The following is a 17,581-nucleotide window of genomic DNA, read 5'->3' as shown; positions in this document are numbered from 1 at the left end:
GCGGAGTGGCCGGGCATCGCCGTCCGGTCAATCGCGCCGCGCTACGATGCGCCTCTCCATGCGGGGCGGATTGTATGCACGCGACAAAGTGGCTGGAATCGCTGGGGATATTTACGCTCGATAAACCCTGTGGGCAGCCGCGCGGAGCGGCGGTGCGCTAGTCGTCGGGGGTCTGGAGCGTCCGGGCGGCCCTCGCGGCGGCCTGGCTGTTCCTGACGTCCCACAAGCGGATGCCCGGCACGTCGCTGCCCGCATTGCCGCGGCGGGGGTCGGGTGTCCACGCCGGGTCGCGCGCCGGCTCGAAGGCGAGGCCGAGCGGTCGGTCCTCCTCGTCGAAGAAGACATGGACGATGCGTGCCGAGGCGCGATCCGCGTCGAGCAGGCGGATGCGATGCACCCTGTCGACGCCCTCCAGCGCCGTGCCCCTCGAGCGTTTGTAGACATAGTAATCCCCGCCCGCGAAGCCCGACAGGCGTTCCCGGTCGAGGCCGGTCATGGGCAGGAGGCCGCCGAGGCTCGGGTCTTCCCCGGCCGCGATTGCTTCGCCGAGCCTGTTGGCGATGCGCCGCGGGTAGGTGCGCCCGCCTTCCTCGAGCGCGGCGGGGGTGGGCGCGAGCGCATCGAGCGGGGCGTTGATCCCGAAGCGCACGAGGCGGCCGTCTTCGGCGAACATCATCACGGTGCTGCGCGAAAGGCCCGCATGGGCGCTGTCCTCGCCGCAGGTCCAGTCGATCTGCACGACGCGCTTCATTGCCGTGGGCCGGGCAGCGCCGTCGCATCCTGCGAGCCGGGCGAGTTCGGCGTATTCGGCCGGGTGGAGCGGAAAGATGTCTTCGCGCGCCGCAAGGTCGTCGCCCTCGTATATGGCGGTGGCGATGGTCGAGGCGGTCCGGGCGTAGGCGGGCACGTCCGCCTCCTCCGCCAACGCCGGGGCCGCCGCCAGCAGGCCCGCGCCGATCAGGGTGCCTGCGATCCGCAATCCGGCCATTCCGCTCTCCCTTTCTGCCCTTCTCCGGAGAGAGGCTGTCCCAAGGAAGCTGAACCGCCGGTTTATCGGAGCCTTGCGGCCCGCGCGCTCTCAGCGCGGGAGCTGTGAGGCTCCCATCAGCGCCTCGTCCACCGCGCGCGCGGCCTGGCGGCCTTCGCGGATCGCCCACACGACGAGGCTCTGCCCGCGCCGCATGTCGCCGCAGGCCCACACGCCCGGCACGCTGGTGGCGTAATTGTCGGTGTCGGCCTTGACGTTGCCGCGGTCGGTCAGTTCGACCGCCGCCTGTTCGAGCAGGCCGGCCTTCTTCGGCCCCGTGAAGCCCATCGCGAGCAGGATGAGGTCGGCGGGGATGGTGAACTCGCTGCCGACGATCTCGCGCATCTGGCCGTCCACCCATTCGACCCGCGCGCATTCGAGGCCGGTGACCTTTTCGCCGTCGCCGATCACGCGCTTGGTCAGCACGGCCCAGTCGCGGTTCGCGCCTTCCTCGTGGCTGGAGGAGGTGCGCAGCTTCAGCGGCCAGTCGGGCCAGGTCAGCGCCTTGTCTTCCTTTTCGGGCGGCTTGGGCATGATTTCGAGCTGGGTGACGCTTTTCGCGCCCTGCCGGTTCGAGGTGCCGACGCAGTCCGAGCCGGTGTCGCCGCCGCCGATCACGACCACGTCCTTGCCGGTGGCGAGCAGCGAGCCGCGCGGGGCGGCGCGAACCTCGTCGTCGCCCGCGACGCGCTTGTTCTGCTGGGTGAGGAATTCCATCGCGAGCCGCACGCCCGGCATTTCCGCGCCGGGAATGGCGAGCTGGCGGGCATCCTCGGCCCCGCCCGCGAGCACGACCGCGTCGAAATTCTCGTCCAGCGTCTTGAAGGAGATGTCGACGCCGACTTCCTTGCTGGTGCGGAAAGTCACGCCTTCGGCCTCCATCTGCACGCAGCGGCGGTTGATGAGGTGCTTTTCCATCTTGAAGTCGGGGATACCGTAGCGAAGCAGCCCGCCGACGCGGTCCGACTTCTCGAACACGGTGACGCTATGTCCGGCCCGCGCCAGCTGCTGCGCGCAGGCGAGCCCGGCGGGGCCGGAGCCGACGACCGCGACCGACTTGCCGGTCTTGTGCGCGGGCACCTGCGGCTCGATCCAGCCTTCCTTCCACCCGCGATCGACGATGGCGCATTCGATCGACTTGATGGTGACCGGCTGGTCGACGATGTTGAGCGTGCACGAGGCTTCGCACGGGGCGGGGCAGATGCGGCCGGTGAATTCGGGGAAGTTGTTGGTGGAGTGCAGCAGGTCGAGCGCGTTCCTCCAGTCGTCCTCGTAGACGAGGTGGTTCCAGTCCGGGATCAGGTTGTTCACCGGACAGCCGTTGTGACAATAGGGAATGCCGCAATCCATGCAGCGCGCGGCCTGGTTGGCCAGCGTTTCGTCATCCGGCTGGACGACGAATTCGCGGTAGTTCTTCAGCCGCTCGGCGGGGTCGAGATAGTCGCGGTCGCGCCGCTCGATTTCGAGAAATCCGGTTTCCTTGCCCATGTCCTTGCCCTTTTGAGCCTTATTCCGCCGCGACGCTGGCCGCTTCGAGCCGCTCTGCCTCGAGCGCTTCGAGCGCGCGCTTGTAGTCGCGCGGCATGACCTTGACGAACTTGGTGAGCGCATTGTCCCAGTCGGCCAGCAGTTCGCTCGCCACCGCGCTGCCGGTGTGGAGCTGGTGGCGCTCGACGAGGATGCGCAGCCGCTCGGCATCGTGGCGCAGCATATCGCCCATGCCGAAATCGTGCACCGAGCGCGCCCGCTGCGAGGGGCGGCCCGTCCCTTCCTCGCGGTCGGGTTCGGCGCTGATCGGCACGAGATCGACCTGCGCGTGGTTCACCAGTTTCGAGAATTGGCCTTCGGGGTCATAGACATAGGCGAGCCCGCCGCTCATGCCCGCGGCGAAGTTGCGCCCGGTTTGCCCGAGCACCACGACGACCCCGCCGGTCATGTATTCGCAGGCATGGTCGCCCGTGCCCTCGACCACCGCGATGGCGCCTGAATTGCGCACCGCGAAGCGTTCGCCCGCGACGCCGCCGAAGAAAGCCTCGCCCGCGATCGCGCCGTAGAGCACGGTGTTGCCGACGATGATGTTCGACGATGCGATGCGCGGCACGCCTTCGGGCTGGCGCACGACGATGCGGCCACCCGAAAGCCCCTTGCCGACATAGTCGTTGGCATCGCCGACGAGGTCCAGCGTCACCCCGTGCGCGAGCCATGCGCCGAAGCTCTGCCCGGCGACCCCGGTGAGGTGGATGCACACCGTGTCGGGCGCGAGCCCTTCGTGGCCGTGGACCCGCGCGATTTCGCCCGAAAGCATCGTGCCGACCGTCCGGTTGACGTTGCGCACTTCGTGGCGCAGCTCGACCGGCGTGCCGTTCTCGATCGCCTCGCGGCATTCCTCGATGAGGATATTGTCCATCGCCGCATCGAGCCCGTGGTCCTGCCCTTCGGTGTTGCGCAGGCTCGCGTTGTCGGCCAGCGGCACACGGTGGAGGATGCGGGTGAGATCGATCCCGCGCGCCTTCCAGTGGCGATCCATCCGCGTGAAATCGAGCCGGTCGACCCGGCCCACCATCTCGTCCACCGTGCGAAAGCCCATTTCGGCCATGATGCCGCGCAGTTCCTCGGCGACGTAGAACATATAGTTCACCACGTGCTCGGGCTGGCCCATGAAGCGCGCGCGCAGCACCGGGTCCTGCGTCGCGACGCCGACCGGGCAGGTGTTGAGGTGGCACTTGCGCATCATGATGCAGCCCGCCGCGATCAGCGGGGCGGTGGCGAAGCCGAATTCGTCCGCGCCCAATAGCGCGCCGATGGCGACGTCGCGCCCGGTGCGAAGCCCGCCGTCGACCTGCACCGCGATGCGCGAGCGCAGGTCGTTCAAAAGCAGCGTCTGCTGCGTCTCGGCGAGGCCGATTTCCCACGGGCTGCCCGCGTGCGTCAGGCTGGTCAGCGGCGAGGCGCCCGTGCCCCCGTCGTAGCCGGAAATGGTGACGTGGTCCGCGCGTGCCTTGGACACGCCCGCCGCGACCGTGCCGACGCCGACTTCGGAGACGAGCTTGACCGAAATGCGCGCTTCGGGGTTCACGTTCTTGAGATCGTGGATCAGCTGGGCGAGATCCTCGATCGAATAGATGTCGTGGTGCGGCGGCGGGGAGATGAGCCCCACGCCCGGGGTCGAATAGCGCACCGCGCCGATCCGCTTGTCGACCTTGTGCCCGGGCAGCTGCCCGCCCTCGCCGGGCTTCGCGCCCTGCGCCATCTTGATCTGGATGTCGTCCGAATTGACGAGATATTCGGTCGTCACGCCGAAGCGGCCGGAAGCGACCTGCTTGATCCGGCTGCGCATCGAATCGCCCGAATCCATCGGCTTGAACCGGAACGGCTCCTCGCCGCCCTCGCCGGTGTTCGAGCGCCCGCCGATGCGGTTCATCGCGATGGCGAGGGTCGAATGCGCCTCATGGCTGATCGAGCCGAAGCTCATCGCGCCGGTGGAAAAGCGCTTCACGATCTCGCTCGCCGGTTCGACCTCTTCCAGAGGCAGCGGTTCGTCGGCCTTGCGGAATTCGAGCAGGCCGCGGATCGTCAGCAGGCGTTCGGACTGCTCGTTGATCGATGCCGCGAATTCCTCATAGTCCTTGGGCTTGTTGCCGCGCACGGCGTGTTGCAGCTTGGCGATGTTTTCCGGCGTCCAGGCGTGCTGTTCGCCGCGCAGGCGGAACTGGTAGATGCCGCCGACGTCGAGCATCGATTTGTAGAGCGGGTTGTCGCCGTATGCCTGCGCGTGGCGGCGCAGCGCTTCCTCGGCGACTTCGGCAAGGCCGATGCCTTCGATCATGCTGGCCGTGCCGGTGAAATACTTCTCGACGAATTCGGATGACAGGCCGACCGCGTCGAAGATCTGCGCGCCGCAGTAACTCTGGTAGGTCGAAATGCCCATCTTGGACATGACCTTGCGGATGCCCTTGCCCACGCCCTTGATATAGTTGGCGCGCACGTCTTCGGCGGAAAGCTCGGGGTGCTTCTTGGCGCGCAGGTCTTCCAGCGTCTCGAAGGCCACATAGGGGTTGATCGCTTCCGCGCCGTAGCCCGCGAGCACGCAGAAATGGTGCACCTCGCGCGCTTCGCCGGTTTCGACGACGAGCCCGGTCTGCATCCTGAGGCCCTGCCGCACGAGGTGGTGATGCACGGCCGCGGTCGCCAGCAGGGCGGGCATGGGCACGCGGTTCTCGTCCTGCGTGCGGTCGGACAGGATGAGGATGTTGTGATCCTGCAGCACCGCCTCGGTCGCGGCCCAGCACATTTCCTTCAGCGCCATTTCGAGGCCCTCGGCCCCGCTTGCCGCGTCCCAGGTGATGTCGATGGTGGCGCAGCGGAACGCCCCGTCCAACGCCTCTTCGACCGAGCGGATCTTGGCGAGGTCCTCGTTCGTCAGGATCGGCTGGTCGACTTCGAGCCGCTTGTGCGTCCCTGCATCATGGCCGAGCAGGTTGGGGCGCGGCCCGATCATCGAGGTCAGGCTCATCACCAGTTCCTCGCGGATCGGGTCGATCGGCGGGTTGGTGACCTGCGCGAAGTTCTGCTTGAAATAATCGTAGAGAAGGCGCGAGCGGTCCGACAGCACGGCGAGCGGCGTGTCGGTCCCCATCGAGCCGACCGGATCGTCGCCCTTCACGCCCATCGGTTCGAGGAAGCGGGCGAGGTCCTCCTGCGTGTAGCCGAACGCCTGCTGGCGCTCGAGCAGCGTCGTCGGCCCTTCGGGTACGGCGGCGAGATCGGGTTCGATATGGTCGATGTCCTGAAGCTTGAACTGCGCCTGTTCGAGCCACTTGGCGAAAGGCTCCGCCTTGGCGAGGTCGGCCTTCAATTCCTCGTCCTCGATGATGCGGCCCTGTTCGAGGTCGATCAGCAGCATCTTGCCGGGCTGGAGCCGCCACTTGCGCACGATTTCCTCTTCGGCGAACGGCAACACGCCGCTTTCGGACGCGAGGCAGACGAGGTCGTCCTTGGTCACGCAATAGCGCGCGGGGCGCAGGCCGTTGCGATCGAGCGTCGCGCCGATCTGGCGCCCGTCGGTGAAGCACACAGCGGCAGGTCCGTCCCAAGGCTCCATCAGCGCGGCGTGGTATTCGTAAAAGGCGCGGCGGTCGGGATCCATCAGGTCGTTGCCCGCCCACGCCTCGGGGATGAGCATCATCATCGCATGGGGCAGCGAATATCCGCCCGCCAGCAGCAGTTCCAAGGCATTGTCGAGACAGGCCGTGTCCGACTGGCCGTGCGGGATGATCGGCCACATCTTGTCGAGATCGGGGCCGAGCAGCTCGCTTTCCATCGTCCGGCGGCGCGCGTTCATCCAGTTCACGTTGCCGCGCACCGTGTTGATCTCGCCATTATGCGCCATGAAGCGATAGGGGTGGGCGAGCCGCCAGCTTGGGAAGGTGTTGGTCGAGAACCGCTGGTGAACGAGGCCGAGCGCGGAAACGCAATCGGGATCGCGCAGGTCGTCGTAGAAACTGCCGACCTGCGTCGCCAGCAGCAGGCCCTTGTAGACGATGGTGCGGCTGGAAAAGCTCGGCAGGTAGGTCTGGGTGAGGCCCGGCAGGCCCTTCTTCACCTCGAGCTCGGCGAGCGGGTTGAGCACCTGCTTGCGGATGACGATCAGCTTGCGCTCGAACGCGTCCTGGTCGGCGCAGCTATCCCCGCGCGCGATCACCGCCTGACGGATCACCGGCATCGATTCGATCACCGCATCGCCCAGCCCGTCGAGCGTGACCGGCACGTCGCGCCAGCCGATGAAGCGCTGGCCTTCCTTCTCGGTGAAAGCCTCGAACTTTTCGGCGACGTAATCGCGCGCCGCCCGGTCCTGCGGCATGAAGCACATCGCCACCGCATAATCGCCCGGCTGCGGCAGGTCGTGGCCGTGCTCGTCGGCCCAGCGGCGGAAAAGCGGGTCGGGAATCTGGATCAGGATGCCCGCCCCGTCGCCCAGCAGCGGGTCGGCCCCCACCGCGCCGCGATGGTCGAGCTTTTCGAGGATCTCGAGCGCCTGCTCGATGATGCCATGGGTCTTCTCGCCCTTGATATGGGCAAGCATCCCCACACCGCAGGCGTCGTGTTCGTTTCTGGGGTCGTAAAGACCCTGGGAAGCTGGGTATCCCATGGCTCGGTTCCACTCTGTCAGATGCCGGCTCGCTGCTTGCCCTTTTCCGTCTCGGTCGGGGCCGGGCGCGAGGGGGTGTGCCGGCTTGCATTTCAACATGGGAGACAAGCGCCGTCGCCCGCCCCATGCAGGTTCACAATCCTAATGGAGATGGAAAAGCGATTTTGCAACCGCGAAAGGCGAATGAATATTTCGCCTGTCCGCGTGGCGGCGATTGTTTCATTGCTCCGCGCTGTTGGAAAGCGCGCCCTGTTGCGCGCCATGCGCCTATTCAGGCGGCGCCGCGCATATCATGCAACCGCGCGAGGGCGGCGGCGAGTTCACCCGCCTCGCCCGCTCCGGCAGGCGTCTGGGCGCGGTCCCCGGCAAGCTCGCCGAGCGCCTTCAGCGCCTCGGCGAGGGCGGCGTCACGGCCTGCGTGAGAACCGGTTCCCGCCGCACGCGGTCGAGTGGCATCGGCGGCCTGGCGCTCGTGCAGCGCTGCGGCGAGTCGCTCGACCATCTCGACGAGGCTGAGATCCTCCGCCGGGGTCGAGCGCAGCCGCGCGAGCGCGGCGGACCCGTGCGCGGACGGGGCTGCGCACCGGGTCGGAGTTTCGGGAGAGGGCGCGCGCGGCGTTGCCGCCTGCGCGGCCTCGGGGCCGGCGAGGCCGTCGGGAAGCGGCCCTTCGACCCATACCGCGTTGCGCCCCGGCAAGGCGGCGAACCCGGCGAGGTCGAGCGAGGGTGGGGTGGTTTGGAGCTCGCCCGTCGCGGCAGACGCGGATTCGCGCCGGGCGGTTTCGGCGGCGGCCCCGGCGTCGGTGCCTGCGCTGTCGGGCGCCTCGTTTGGGGCGCTGTCCGGTTCGGCTGCCGGTTGCGGTCCCGCTTGCCCGGCCTCCTCCGCGCGATTCTCCGCGGTATCCAGCGTGTCGGCTTCATCGAGCCAATCGCCGGCCTCCATCCCCAGCGGCATATCCTCGAGCGGCGCGTCGAGGCTCTCGCTGCCGAGTTCCTCGCGCGGATTGATCGGGTCGGTGGCCTGTGTCGCTGTGTCCGGGCTCATCTTGCGGCGCGCGCTCAGGACGATCGCGGGCCCGCCCGAGCGCGCCTTCGCCTTGTGCGACAGCGCCCGCGCGATGCCGAAGGCGAGCGCGCCCCCTGCCATGGCGGCAAGCGCGGCGAACAGGAAATGGGCCATCGCGCCGAGCGCGTCGAGCCCGGTGAGCAACGCGGCCCTCGCGGTCGCGGCGGGCGGCAGGACGAGCACGGCCAGCCCGAAAAGCGCCGCGCCCCACAGCGCGACCAGCGGCACGAAGGCCGGATGCGCGGCGAGCGAAGCGCGCCGCGCGCGTCTCTCCGACCGTCGGCGCGGGGGAGACGCTTCGGCCTCATGCCGACCCGTCGCATCGCGCCCCGCCATCAGCGGCGTCTTCAGCCGTGCCATGATGTGCCCCGGTTTCATCGCGCCCCGTTTCCTTCGAGTGAAAGAGCCGCGCTGCCCGCGCGGTTCCCGTCCGCTAGCAGGGCTTGGTAAACGCCGAGATAATGCCGGGCATTCGCCAGCCAGTCGTGGCGCGCGCGGACATGGCGCGCGGCGCGCTCGCGCTGGGCGTCCCAGTCCGCGCGCCGGTCGATGAGCTCAGCGAGCGCCGCGGCGCAGGCGGCGGGATCGTCGGGGGCGAAAAGCGTGCCGGTGACGCCGTCGGTGATGAGCTCGCGGTGCCCGCCGACATCGCTCGCGGCGACGAGGCGGCGCTGCGCCATCGCCTCCAGCGGCTTCAGGGGCGTGACGAGATCGGTCAGGCGCTGCTTCTTGCGCGGATAGGCGAGCACGTCGATGAGCGAATAATACCGTTCCACCTCGCCGTGCGGCACGCGCCCGGTGAAGATCACCGCGCCGGGTTCGGGCAGGCGGGCGGCGGCGGCGCGCCATTCGCCGTCCATCTCGCCCCCGCCGACCAGCAGCAGCCGCGCGCCGGGGTGGCGCTCGCGCAGGGCCGGCATGGCGGCGATGAGGTCGTCCACGCCTTCGTAGGCGTAGAAGCTGCCGATATACCCGATCACCGGGGCATTGCTCGCAAGGCCCAGTTCCCCGGCCAGAGCCTCGTCCCGGGCCACGGGTTCTCCGAAAAGCGACAGGTCCACCCCGTTCGGCATGACCCCGATGCGCCCCTCGGGAATGCCGCGCGCGATGAGGTCGGAGCGCAGCCCCTCGCAGATCGTGAACAGCGCATCGGCGCGCTTCGCCACTTCGGTTTCGAGCGCGCGGGTGAGGCGGTATTTGGCTGATCCTTCCCGCCCCGTCCGGTTGCCGACCGCGGCATCCTCCCAGAAGGCGCGGATCTCGTAGACCACCGGCAGGCCGAGCGCCCGCCCCGCCATCAGCGCCGCCGCGCCGCCCAATGCGGGCGAATGAGCGTGAAGCACGTCGGGCCGCCATTCGCGCGCGAGCGTCCGGATCGCGCCCGAGAGCGCGCGCACCTCGCGCGCTTCGGCGAGCAGGAGCGGGCCGGACGGCTCGCCCGGCGTGCGGTGGAAGGTCAGGCCGTCGGCCGCTTCCGGGCTTTTCTCGCCCCCGCCCGAGCCCGGCTCGATATTGTGCCGCTGCCCGGTGATCCCCCGCACCTCGAGCCCGAGCGCCTGCTGCGCCTTCAGGATCGCGCGCGTGCGGAAGGTGTAGCCGCTGTGGAGCGGCAGCGAGTGGTCGAGGACGTGGAGCACGCGGGTCATGCCCGCTTCCCTAGCGCGCGCGTGCTTAACGGCGCGTCAACTGCGCGCCTGTATGCCTGCCGAAAGCGCACGGGCCTCATGCCCGCGGGCGCGACGGAAACGCGTTTCGATGATCGACCAACTCGCCCTTGCCATAGGCCACGGCCTGCTCGCCATCGCGCTCCTGCGCCTGGCGCTGAGAGGCGATGTCGATGCCGACCCGCTGGTGGGCGAACTGGCCGGGGAGGCCGAGGCGAAGCGCCGCGCGCAGAGCCCCGCCGGACGCAAGGCCGCGCGCCGCGCGGCGCAGGCGGGGAACATCGCGTCAGACCAGACCGGCGACGACGCCGCGCCCCGCGCCGGGGCAACGCAGCGGCCCGGCCATCGAGCAACGAAGCGTGGGGCGGCCAACCGCCCTCAAGCAGCAAGGCGGTCCCGCCCTCAAGCAGCAAAGCGGTAGGGCAACAGGGATGCTCGACCTCGTCTTCCTCGCCTTCATCGCCTATGTGCTGGTGCTCGGCATCAAGCGGCCCTTCGTGTGGGTGCTGCTCTACGTCTATATCGACATCATCGCGCCGCAGCGGATCGGCTATTCGCTCATCACTTCGCTGCCCGTCTCGCTGATCGCCTTTGCCGCGGCTTTCGGCGGGTGGATCGTGCTCGACCGCAAGGAAGGCGCGCGCTTCACGCTGCGCCAGGCGCTGCTCGTCATGCTGCTCGGCTATTGCTGGTGGACCACAGGGAACGCCGATTTCCCCGAGGAAGCCGCGACCAAGTGGGACTGGGTGTGGAAGGCGCTGCTGTTCGCGATCTTCCTGCCCTTCACTCTGACGACCCGCGCGCGGATCGAGGGTCTGGCGCTCACCCTGGTGCTGTCGGTCGCGACCATCGTCATCGGGACGGGGATGAAGACCGTGCTGGGCGGCGGGGGCTACGGCAGCCTCAATTTCCTCGTCAACGACAATTCCGGGATCTACGAAAGTTCGACGCTGGCGACGGTTGCCATCGCGCTGACCCCGCTGATCTGGTGGTTCACCCGGTTCGGGACCGTGTTCCGCTCGCACTGGACGGTGACGTGTTTCGCCGCGGCGCTGATCTTCGCCTGCCTGCTGGTCCCGATCGGGACCGAGGCGCGCACCGGGCTCGTCTGCATCGCGGTGCTCGGCGTGCTGCTGCTGCGCTATGTCAAGCGGCGGGTGCTCTATGTCGTGGCCGCCGGGCTGGCCGGGCTGATGGCGCTGCCGTTCCTGCCGCAGAGCTATTACGAGCGCATGGCGACGATCACCCAGCCTTCGGGCGACGAAAGCGCCTCTACCCGGGTGGCGGTGTGGGAATGGACGCTCGACTACGCCAAGGAGCATCCCTTCGGCGGCGGATTCGATGCCTATCGCGGCAACAGCTTCACCTACGTCATGCCCGTGCGCGAGGGCGAGGGGAACACCTCGAGCGTGCGCTACAAGAAAGTGACCGACGAGGGACGCGCCTATCACTCCGCGATTTTCGAGCTGCTGGGCGAGCAGGGCTGGCCGGGCCTCGCCATCTGGCTCGCGCTGCAGGGGCTGGGCGTGGTGCAGATGGAACGGATCATCCGGCGCTGGAAGGGCGAGACGGACGAAAGGGAGGCGTGGATAGCGCCGATGGCGGTGGCGCTGCAGCTTGCGAGCCTCGTCTATCTCGTCGGCGCGCTGTTCCAGGGGATCGGCTACCAGCCGGTCATGCTGATGATCATCGGGCTTCAGATCGGCCTTGCGACCTATTGCAAGCGGCTCGATTCGGCGCGCGCGGGGCTCGAGCGGAGCGCGCGCGCCGTGACGAAGCGTTCCGCGCACAAGGCGCCTGCGCCCGGAGCCGTAGCGGCAGGCTGACGGGGCTGCGCCAGCGATTGCAACGCGCGCTTCCATGCGCCATGAAGCGCCGCGAATTCCCATCGGGACGTTTCAACTGGACGAGGAGAGCCCCATGAATCCCGCAGAACTGGCCGCGAAGGTCGGCGAGCACATCGGCACCAGTGAATGGGTCGAGATGACGCAGGAAAAGGTCAATATGTTCGCCGATGCGACCGGCGACCACCAGTTCATCCATGTCGACGAGGAAAAGGCCAAGCTGACGCCCTTCGGCGGGACCATCGTCCACGGCTTCATGACCTTGTCGATGATCCCCTATCTCGGCGCGAACAGCGATATGCCGAAGATCGACAACGTCAAGATGGGCGTGAACTACGGCGGCAACAAGACGCGCTTCATCGCGCCGGTGCGCGTCGGCAAGCGGATTCGCGGGCACTGGAAGCTCGTCGAGATGATCGAGAAGCGCCCCGGCCAGTGGCAGCAGACCGCCGAGATCACGATCGAGATCGAGGGCGAGGACAAGCCCGCCCTGATCTGCGAGTGGATCACCCAGTATTTCGTCTGAGGCATCCCGCGCCCGTTGCGGCGCGCGCTTCTGATTGACCGCGCCCCCGCCCCCGCGCGGGGGCGCGCCCTCACATAACAAGGATACCCCCTCCCATGACCCGTGACGCCGTCATCGTTTCCACCGCCCGCACTCCCATCGGCCGCGCCTACAAGGGCGGCTTCAACGCCACGCCCGGCGCGACGCTGGGAGCCTATTCGTTCAAACCCGCGGTCGAGCGTGCCGGGATCGACGCCGCCGAGATCGACGACGTCGTGTGGGGCTGCGTCCTCACCCAGGGCACGCAGTCGGGCAATATCGGTCGCCAGGTGAGCTTGCGCGGCGGCGCGCCCGTCACGGTCGCGGCCCAGACCATCGACCGCCAGTGCTCCTCCGGCCTGATGGCGATCGCCACGGCGGCGAAGCAGATCACGGTCGACAACATGGATATCGTCGTCGGCGGCGGTCAGGATTCGATTTCGATGGTCCAGACGCCTGAAATGCGCGTCGCGCCCGATCCCTCGCTGATCGCGATGCACAAGGATATCTATATGCCCATGCTCGGCACGGCGGAAACCGTCGCCGCGCGCTACGGCATCAGCCGCGAGGCCCAGGACGAATACGCGCTGCAGTCGCAGATGCGCACGGCGGCCGCGCAGGAAGCGGGCAAGTTCGACGACGAGATCGTGCCGGTGACGACCACGATGATGGTCAAGGACAAGGAAACCGGCGAGGTCTCCCAACAGGAAGTCACCATCACCAAGGACGAGGGCAACCGCCCCTCGACCACATTGGAAGGGCTCCAGTCGCTCAACCCCGTCATGGGCCCGGACAAGGTCATCACCGCGGGCAACGCCTCGCAGCTTTCGGACGGTTCGGCGGCGAGCGTGCTGATGGAAGCCAAGCTCGCCGAGAAGAAGGGCCTCGAGCCGCTCGGCCGCTATGTCGGCATGGCGGTCGCCGGGACCGAGCCCGACGAAATGGGCATCGGCCCGGTCTTCGCGATTCCGAAGCTGCTCAAGGCCACCGGGCTCAAGATGGACGACATCGGGCTATGGGAGCTGAACGAAGCCTTCGCCGTGCAGGTGCTCTACTGCCGCGACAAGCTCGGCATCGACAACGACATCCTCAACGTCAACGGCGGCTCGATCTCGATCGGCCACCCCTACGGCATGACCGGCGCGCGCTGCACCGGCCACGCGCTGATCGAAGGCAAGCGCCGCGGTGCGAAATATGTCGTCGTGACCATGTGCGTCGGCGGCGGCATGGGCGCGGCGGGGCTGTTCGAGGTCTTCTGAGGACGCGATGACGAGCGAGGCCGGAACCGGTGAGGCGCAGGCAAGGGGTTCGCTTCTCGCCTCCCACTGGTTCTGGCTTTTCGCGCTGGTCGGTGTCTCGACCGCCTTCGATTACTGGGACCATGTAAGCCGCGAGGGCTCGCCCTTCGCCGCCGCGCCGCTCGCATGGTTCGGCTTCACGCTGGCGAGCACGGTAACCTTGTGCGCGCTCGCGCGGGGGCTGGCGTGGCTCTTGGGCAAGTTGCCCGTCCCGCAGCTCGCCGCCGACACGGCGGGCGTCGCGCTCGCCATCGCGGCGCACCTCATGCTGACGGGGCCGCTGTGGTCGCGGGCGCTGTGGAGCGGGGCAGTGCCCTTCGACCCGCCCGGCCTGCCGGTCCTCGCGGGCGCGCTGACCTACCTGTTCTATCGCGGGCTGTTCCTCTTCGCCCGCCAACTCCTGCGCCCGCCGCCGAGCCGGGCGTGACCGGAGCCGCCTGCGCAGCGGGCACAGCATCCGGCCTCAAGTAGCGAAGCGGTAGGCCGAAAAGGTTCTATCCGGCCTCAAGTAGCGAAGCGGTAGGCCGAAAAGGTTCTATCCGGCCTCAAGTAGCGAAGCGGTAGGCCGATAAGGACATTGCGCGTCTAGCGAGGATGTGCGCCCGGATGGACGCCCCTGCTCAAGAGTGCGCGGCGATGAATTCCTCGACCACCGGCGCGATTTTCTTGCGCCACTTGCTGCCGTTGAAGATGCCGTAGTGCCCCGCGCCCTCGGCGAGGTAATAGCGCTTCATCTCGTCCGCGAGTTTCGGCGTCAGCTTGAGCGCCGCCTTGGTCTGGCCGACCCCTGAAATGTCGTCGCGCTCGCCCTCGATTGCCAGGAGCGCGGTGTCGGTGATCTCGGTGATGTCGACGATCTCGCCCTTGTGCTCGAAGGTGCGGTTGGGGATCGAGTGCTTCTGGAACACCTCCTCGACCGTCTGGAGATAGAATTCCGCCGTCATGTCGCACACGCTGCGGTATTCGTCGTAGAAGTCCTTGGTCGCCTGCGCGCTTTCCTCGTCGCCTTCGGTGAGGTGTTTGAACATCTCGTAATGGCTCATCATGTGGCTCTGCAGGTTCATGCTCATGAACGCGGAAAGCTGCATGAAGCCGGGATAGACGCGCCGGCCCGCCCCGCGATAGTTCATCGGGACCGTGGCGATGACCGACTGGCGAAACCATTCGATCGGGCGCTTCATCGCGTGATCGTTGACGCTGGTCGGGCTTTCGCGCGTGTCGATGGGCCCGCCCATCATGGTCAGGGTCGCAGGCGTCGCGGGCGACTTGTGGAGGTTCATCAGCGCGGTCGCGGCGAAGGCGGGGACCGAGGGCTGGCACACCGCCATCATGTGCGGACGCTGGCCGGGCTCGACGCTCTCGATATATTCGAGGAATTCGATCAGGTAATCGATGTAGTCGTCGAGGTCGAAGCTCCCTTCGTGCAGCGGTACCAGCTTCGCATCGGCCCAGTCGGTGATGTAGACCTCGTAAGCTTCCAGCATCCGCCGCACCGTGCCGCGCAGCAGGGTGGCGAAATGCCCGCTCATCGGCGCGACGATCAGCAGTTTCTGGCGCGGCTTGCCTTCATGCTCCTCGATCCCGTCGAGGCGGAAGCGCTTGAGGTCGCCGAAGGGCTTGTTCACCACGGTCGCCTCGATCACGGGCCAGGTCTTGCCGCCGGATTCGACCTCGGTGATGCCGAAAGCCGGTTTGCCATAGGTCGCGGTCGCGTGGGCGAAGACATCGAGGGCGTTCGCGGCTACGCCGGCGAAGGGGGTGTAGCCCAGCGGGTTGGCCGGGTTGGTGAGGGCTTCCATGCTCATGGTGGCCCACAGGCTCGCACCGTTGAGCCAGCTGCGCTGGAGTTCATAGGCTTGGTAAAGCATTGCGCTCCCGTCTTTCCTTGCCGCGCGGATCCCCGGCGCGCGGGCGATGAATCGTGCGGCGCGGATGCGCGCCCTGCGGGCGCTAGATGGCCCCTCGCCGGGCGTTGTGCAATGCACAATATGGGGAGAAACCGGGCTTTGCGCGCTTGCAGTGCACTTTTTACACGTGAAATCCGCCCGGCCTGCCATTAAGTCGCTCCATCATGGACGGGGATACCACAGCACGCATCGCGCCCGGGGACGAGATCGAGAGCGAGGTCGATGAGGCCCGCGAGATCGCCGAGGAGGCCGAGCTCGACACCCTGTCCGAAGGCGAAGCCAAGAAGCCGCGTTCGCTCGCTCCGCTGCGCATGGTCTACCGCGAGGCGGCGAAATACCCCCGCGAAGTCCTGCTCGCGCTGGTTGCGCTGACCGTCACCGCGGCAGGCACTCTGGCGATCCCGGCGGCGCTGCAGCTGATCGTCGACCGCGGTTTCGCCGGCGGCGGCGCAGAGGGCGCCGGGGACATCGGGCGCTGGTTCCGCTACCTGCTGGTGATCGTCGTCGTCATCGCGATCGGCACGGCGGTGCGGTTCTACTATGTCAGCTGGCTCGGCGAACGGGTGGTCGCCGACATCCGCCGCAAGGTCCACGGCAACCTGATGCGCCTGTCGCCCAGTTTCTACGAAGCCAACAGTCCCAAGGAAATCTCCAGCCGGATGACCGCCGACACCGCGATCATCGAGACCGTGGTCGGCACGACCGTCTCGGTCGCCTTGCGCAACGCCTTTCTCGGCATCGGCGGGACCGTCTACCTGTTCTGGCTCCTGCCCGAGCTTACCATCTGGCTCGCGCTCGGCATCCCGGCGGTGATCCTGCCTATCGTCTTCTTCGCCCGCCGCATCCGCACGATCTCGCGCGACAGCCAGGACCGCGTGGCCGATGTCGGCGCGATGGTGACGGAAGTGCTGGGCGCGATGAAGATCGTGCAGAGCTTCAACCAGCAGACCCGCGAGGCGGACCGTTTCGGCGGCGCGGTCGAGCGGACTTTCGACACCGCGAAACGCCGTATCGTGCTGCGCTCGGCTATGACCGCGCTCATCATCCTTGCGATCTTCGGCTCGATCGTGCTGCTGCTGTGGCGCGGGGCGGAAGGCGTCGCCGCCGGAGAGATCACGGGCGGCACGATCCTCTCCTTCGTCTTCGGCGCGGGGATCGTCGCGGGCTCCTTCGCCGCGCTGACGGAAGTATACGGCGAATTGCTGCGCGGGGCGGGGGCGGCGAGCCGGCTCGCCGAACTGCTCGAGGCGAAGCCCGCCATCGCCGCGCCCGAGCGGCCCGAGCGCCTGCCTGAGCCGCCGCGCGGCAGCCTGTCGTTCCGCAATGTCACTTTCCGCTATCCCGCGCGGCCCGAAACGGCGGCGCTGAAGGACTTCACGCTTGAAATCGAGCCGGGCGAGACCGTCGCCATCGTCGGGCCGTCTGGCGCGGGCAAGTCGACGATCTTCCAGCTGGTCGAGCGTTTTTACGATCCGCAGGCGGGCACGATCCGGCTGGACGGCGTGCCGCTGACCAAGGCCGACCCGGCGGCGATCCGCGACCGCCTCGCGCTGGTCCCGCAGGACGGGGTGCTGTTCAGCGCCGACGCGCGCGACAACCTGCGCTACGGCAAGTGGGACGCGAGCGACGAGGAAATCTGGGAAGCGGCGCGCGCGGCCAATGCCGAGGGCTTCCTGCGCGAATTGCCGGACGGGCTCGACACCTATCTCGGCGAGGGCGGGACACAGCTTTCGGGCGGCCAGCAGCAGCGCGTCGCGATCGCCCGCGCCCTGCTGCGCGACGCGCCGATCCTGCTGCTCGACGAGGCGACGAGCGCGCTCGATGCCGAAAGCGAGCGGCTGGTGCAGGAGGCGCTGGAAAAGCTCATGGCCGAGCGCACTACCCTTGTGATCGCTCACAGGCTGGCGACCGTGCGCGCGGCGGACCGGATCGTTGTGCTGGAGCACGGCGAGGTCGTCGAACAGGGCACGCACGAACAGCTCGCCGCCGCAGGCGGGCTCTACGCCCGGCTCGCGCGGCTGCAATTCGCCGACACCGAAGCGGCCTGAGCCCTCTCTTTTCGATGAAACGCGGTTCCGCTCGG

12 protein-coding genes are annotated in these 17,581 nt (G+C 67.9%); 6 read left to right on the top strand and 6 right to left on the bottom strand.

Annotation, left to right across the window (positions count from 1 at the left end):
- Nucleotides 1-157: 157 nt before the first annotated feature.
- The 5 genes from G9473_RS12105 to G9473_RS12085 form a co-directional block, all read right to left on the bottom strand.
- Nucleotides 158-988, bottom strand: a complete 831-nt coding sequence (locus G9473_RS12105) for a hypothetical protein (protein WP_291133585.1) — start codon at nucleotides 986-988, stop codon at nucleotides 158-160.
- A gap of 90 nt (nucleotides 989-1,078) precedes the next feature.
- Nucleotides 1,079-2,515: a glutamate synthase subunit beta gene (locus G9473_RS12100; RefSeq protein ID WP_291133584.1), complete on the bottom strand. Its 1,437-nt coding sequence runs from the start codon at nucleotides 2,513-2,515 to the stop codon at nucleotides 1,079-1,081.
- A gap of 19 nt (nucleotides 2,516-2,534) precedes the next feature.
- Nucleotides 2,535-7,175, bottom strand: coding sequence for a glutamate synthase large subunit (gltB, locus tag G9473_RS12095; protein WP_291133583.1), 4,641 nt, complete (start codon nucleotides 7,173-7,175; stop codon nucleotides 2,535-2,537).
- Nucleotides 7,176-7,446: 271 nt separating this feature from the next.
- On the bottom strand, nucleotides 7,447-8,619 hold the full coding sequence (locus G9473_RS12090; RefSeq protein WP_291133582.1) for a hypothetical protein: 1,173 nt from the start codon (nucleotides 8,617-8,619) through the stop codon (nucleotides 7,447-7,449).
- Nucleotides 8,616-9,887, bottom strand: a complete 1,272-nt coding sequence (locus G9473_RS12085; protein WP_291133581.1) for a TIGR04063 family PEP-CTERM/XrtA system glycosyltransferase — start codon at nucleotides 9,885-9,887, stop codon at nucleotides 8,616-8,618. Before G9473_RS12085 ends, G9473_RS12090 begins: the two co-directional genes overlap by 4 nt.
- A gap of 109 nt (nucleotides 9,888-9,996) precedes the next feature.
- Here G9473_RS12085 and G9473_RS12080 point away from each other — a divergent pair, with 109 nt between their 5' ends.
- The 5 genes from G9473_RS12080 (at nucleotide 9,997) to G9473_RS12060 (ending at nucleotide 14,018) form a co-directional block, all read left to right on the top strand.
- The gene (locus G9473_RS12080; protein ID WP_291133580.1) at nucleotides 9,997-10,326 is read left to right on the top strand and encodes a hypothetical protein; all 330 of its coding nucleotides are present in this window, start codon (nucleotides 9,997-9,999) and stop codon (nucleotides 10,324-10,326) included.
- A 10-nt stretch (nucleotides 10,327-10,336) separates the two neighbouring features.
- Entirely contained in the window at nucleotides 10,337-11,731 is a 1,395-nt protein-coding gene (locus tag G9473_RS12075) for a DUF5935 domain-containing protein (RefSeq protein ID WP_291133579.1), read from the top strand.
- A gap of 94 nt (nucleotides 11,732-11,825) precedes the next feature.
- A complete protein-coding gene (locus G9473_RS12070) occupies nucleotides 11,826-12,275 on the top strand; it encodes a MaoC family dehydratase (protein ID WP_291133578.1) in 450 nt (149 codons plus the stop codon).
- A gap of 95 nt (nucleotides 12,276-12,370) precedes the next feature.
- Nucleotides 12,371-13,552, top strand: a complete 1,182-nt coding sequence (locus G9473_RS12065; protein ID WP_291133577.1) for an acetyl-CoA C-acyltransferase — start codon at nucleotides 12,371-12,373, stop codon at nucleotides 13,550-13,552.
- Between the two features lie 7 nt (nucleotides 13,553-13,559).
- Complete coding sequence (locus tag G9473_RS12060) at nucleotides 13,560-14,018, top strand: hypothetical protein (RefSeq protein WP_291133576.1); 459 nt, start codon at nucleotides 13,560-13,562, stop codon at nucleotides 14,016-14,018.
- Nucleotides 14,019-14,211: 193 nt separating this feature from the next.
- Here G9473_RS12060 and G9473_RS12055 read toward each other — a convergent pair whose 3' ends face one another.
- Nucleotides 14,212-15,459 (bottom strand): polyhydroxyalkanoate depolymerase, encoded by a 1,248-nt coding sequence (locus G9473_RS12055; protein ID WP_291133575.1) that lies wholly within the window; start codon nucleotides 15,457-15,459, stop codon nucleotides 14,212-14,214.
- Between the two features lie 350 nt (nucleotides 15,460-15,809).
- On the opposite strand from G9473_RS12055, the gene G9473_RS12050 reads away from it, so the two are divergent.
- Complete coding sequence (locus G9473_RS12050) at nucleotides 15,810-17,546, top strand: ABC transporter transmembrane domain-containing protein (RefSeq protein WP_291138434.1); 1,737 nt, start codon at nucleotides 15,810-15,812, stop codon at nucleotides 17,544-17,546.
- Nucleotides 17,547-17,581: the final 35 nt, after the last annotated feature.

This window comes from Erythrobacter sp. (assembly GCF_011765465.1).
In the GTDB taxonomy this organism is placed as follows: Bacteria; Pseudomonadota; Alphaproteobacteria; order Sphingomonadales; family Sphingomonadaceae; genus Erythrobacter.
Note: the sequence above shows the minus strand (reverse complement) of the source record. Positions and strands in the feature narration are given on the sequence as shown.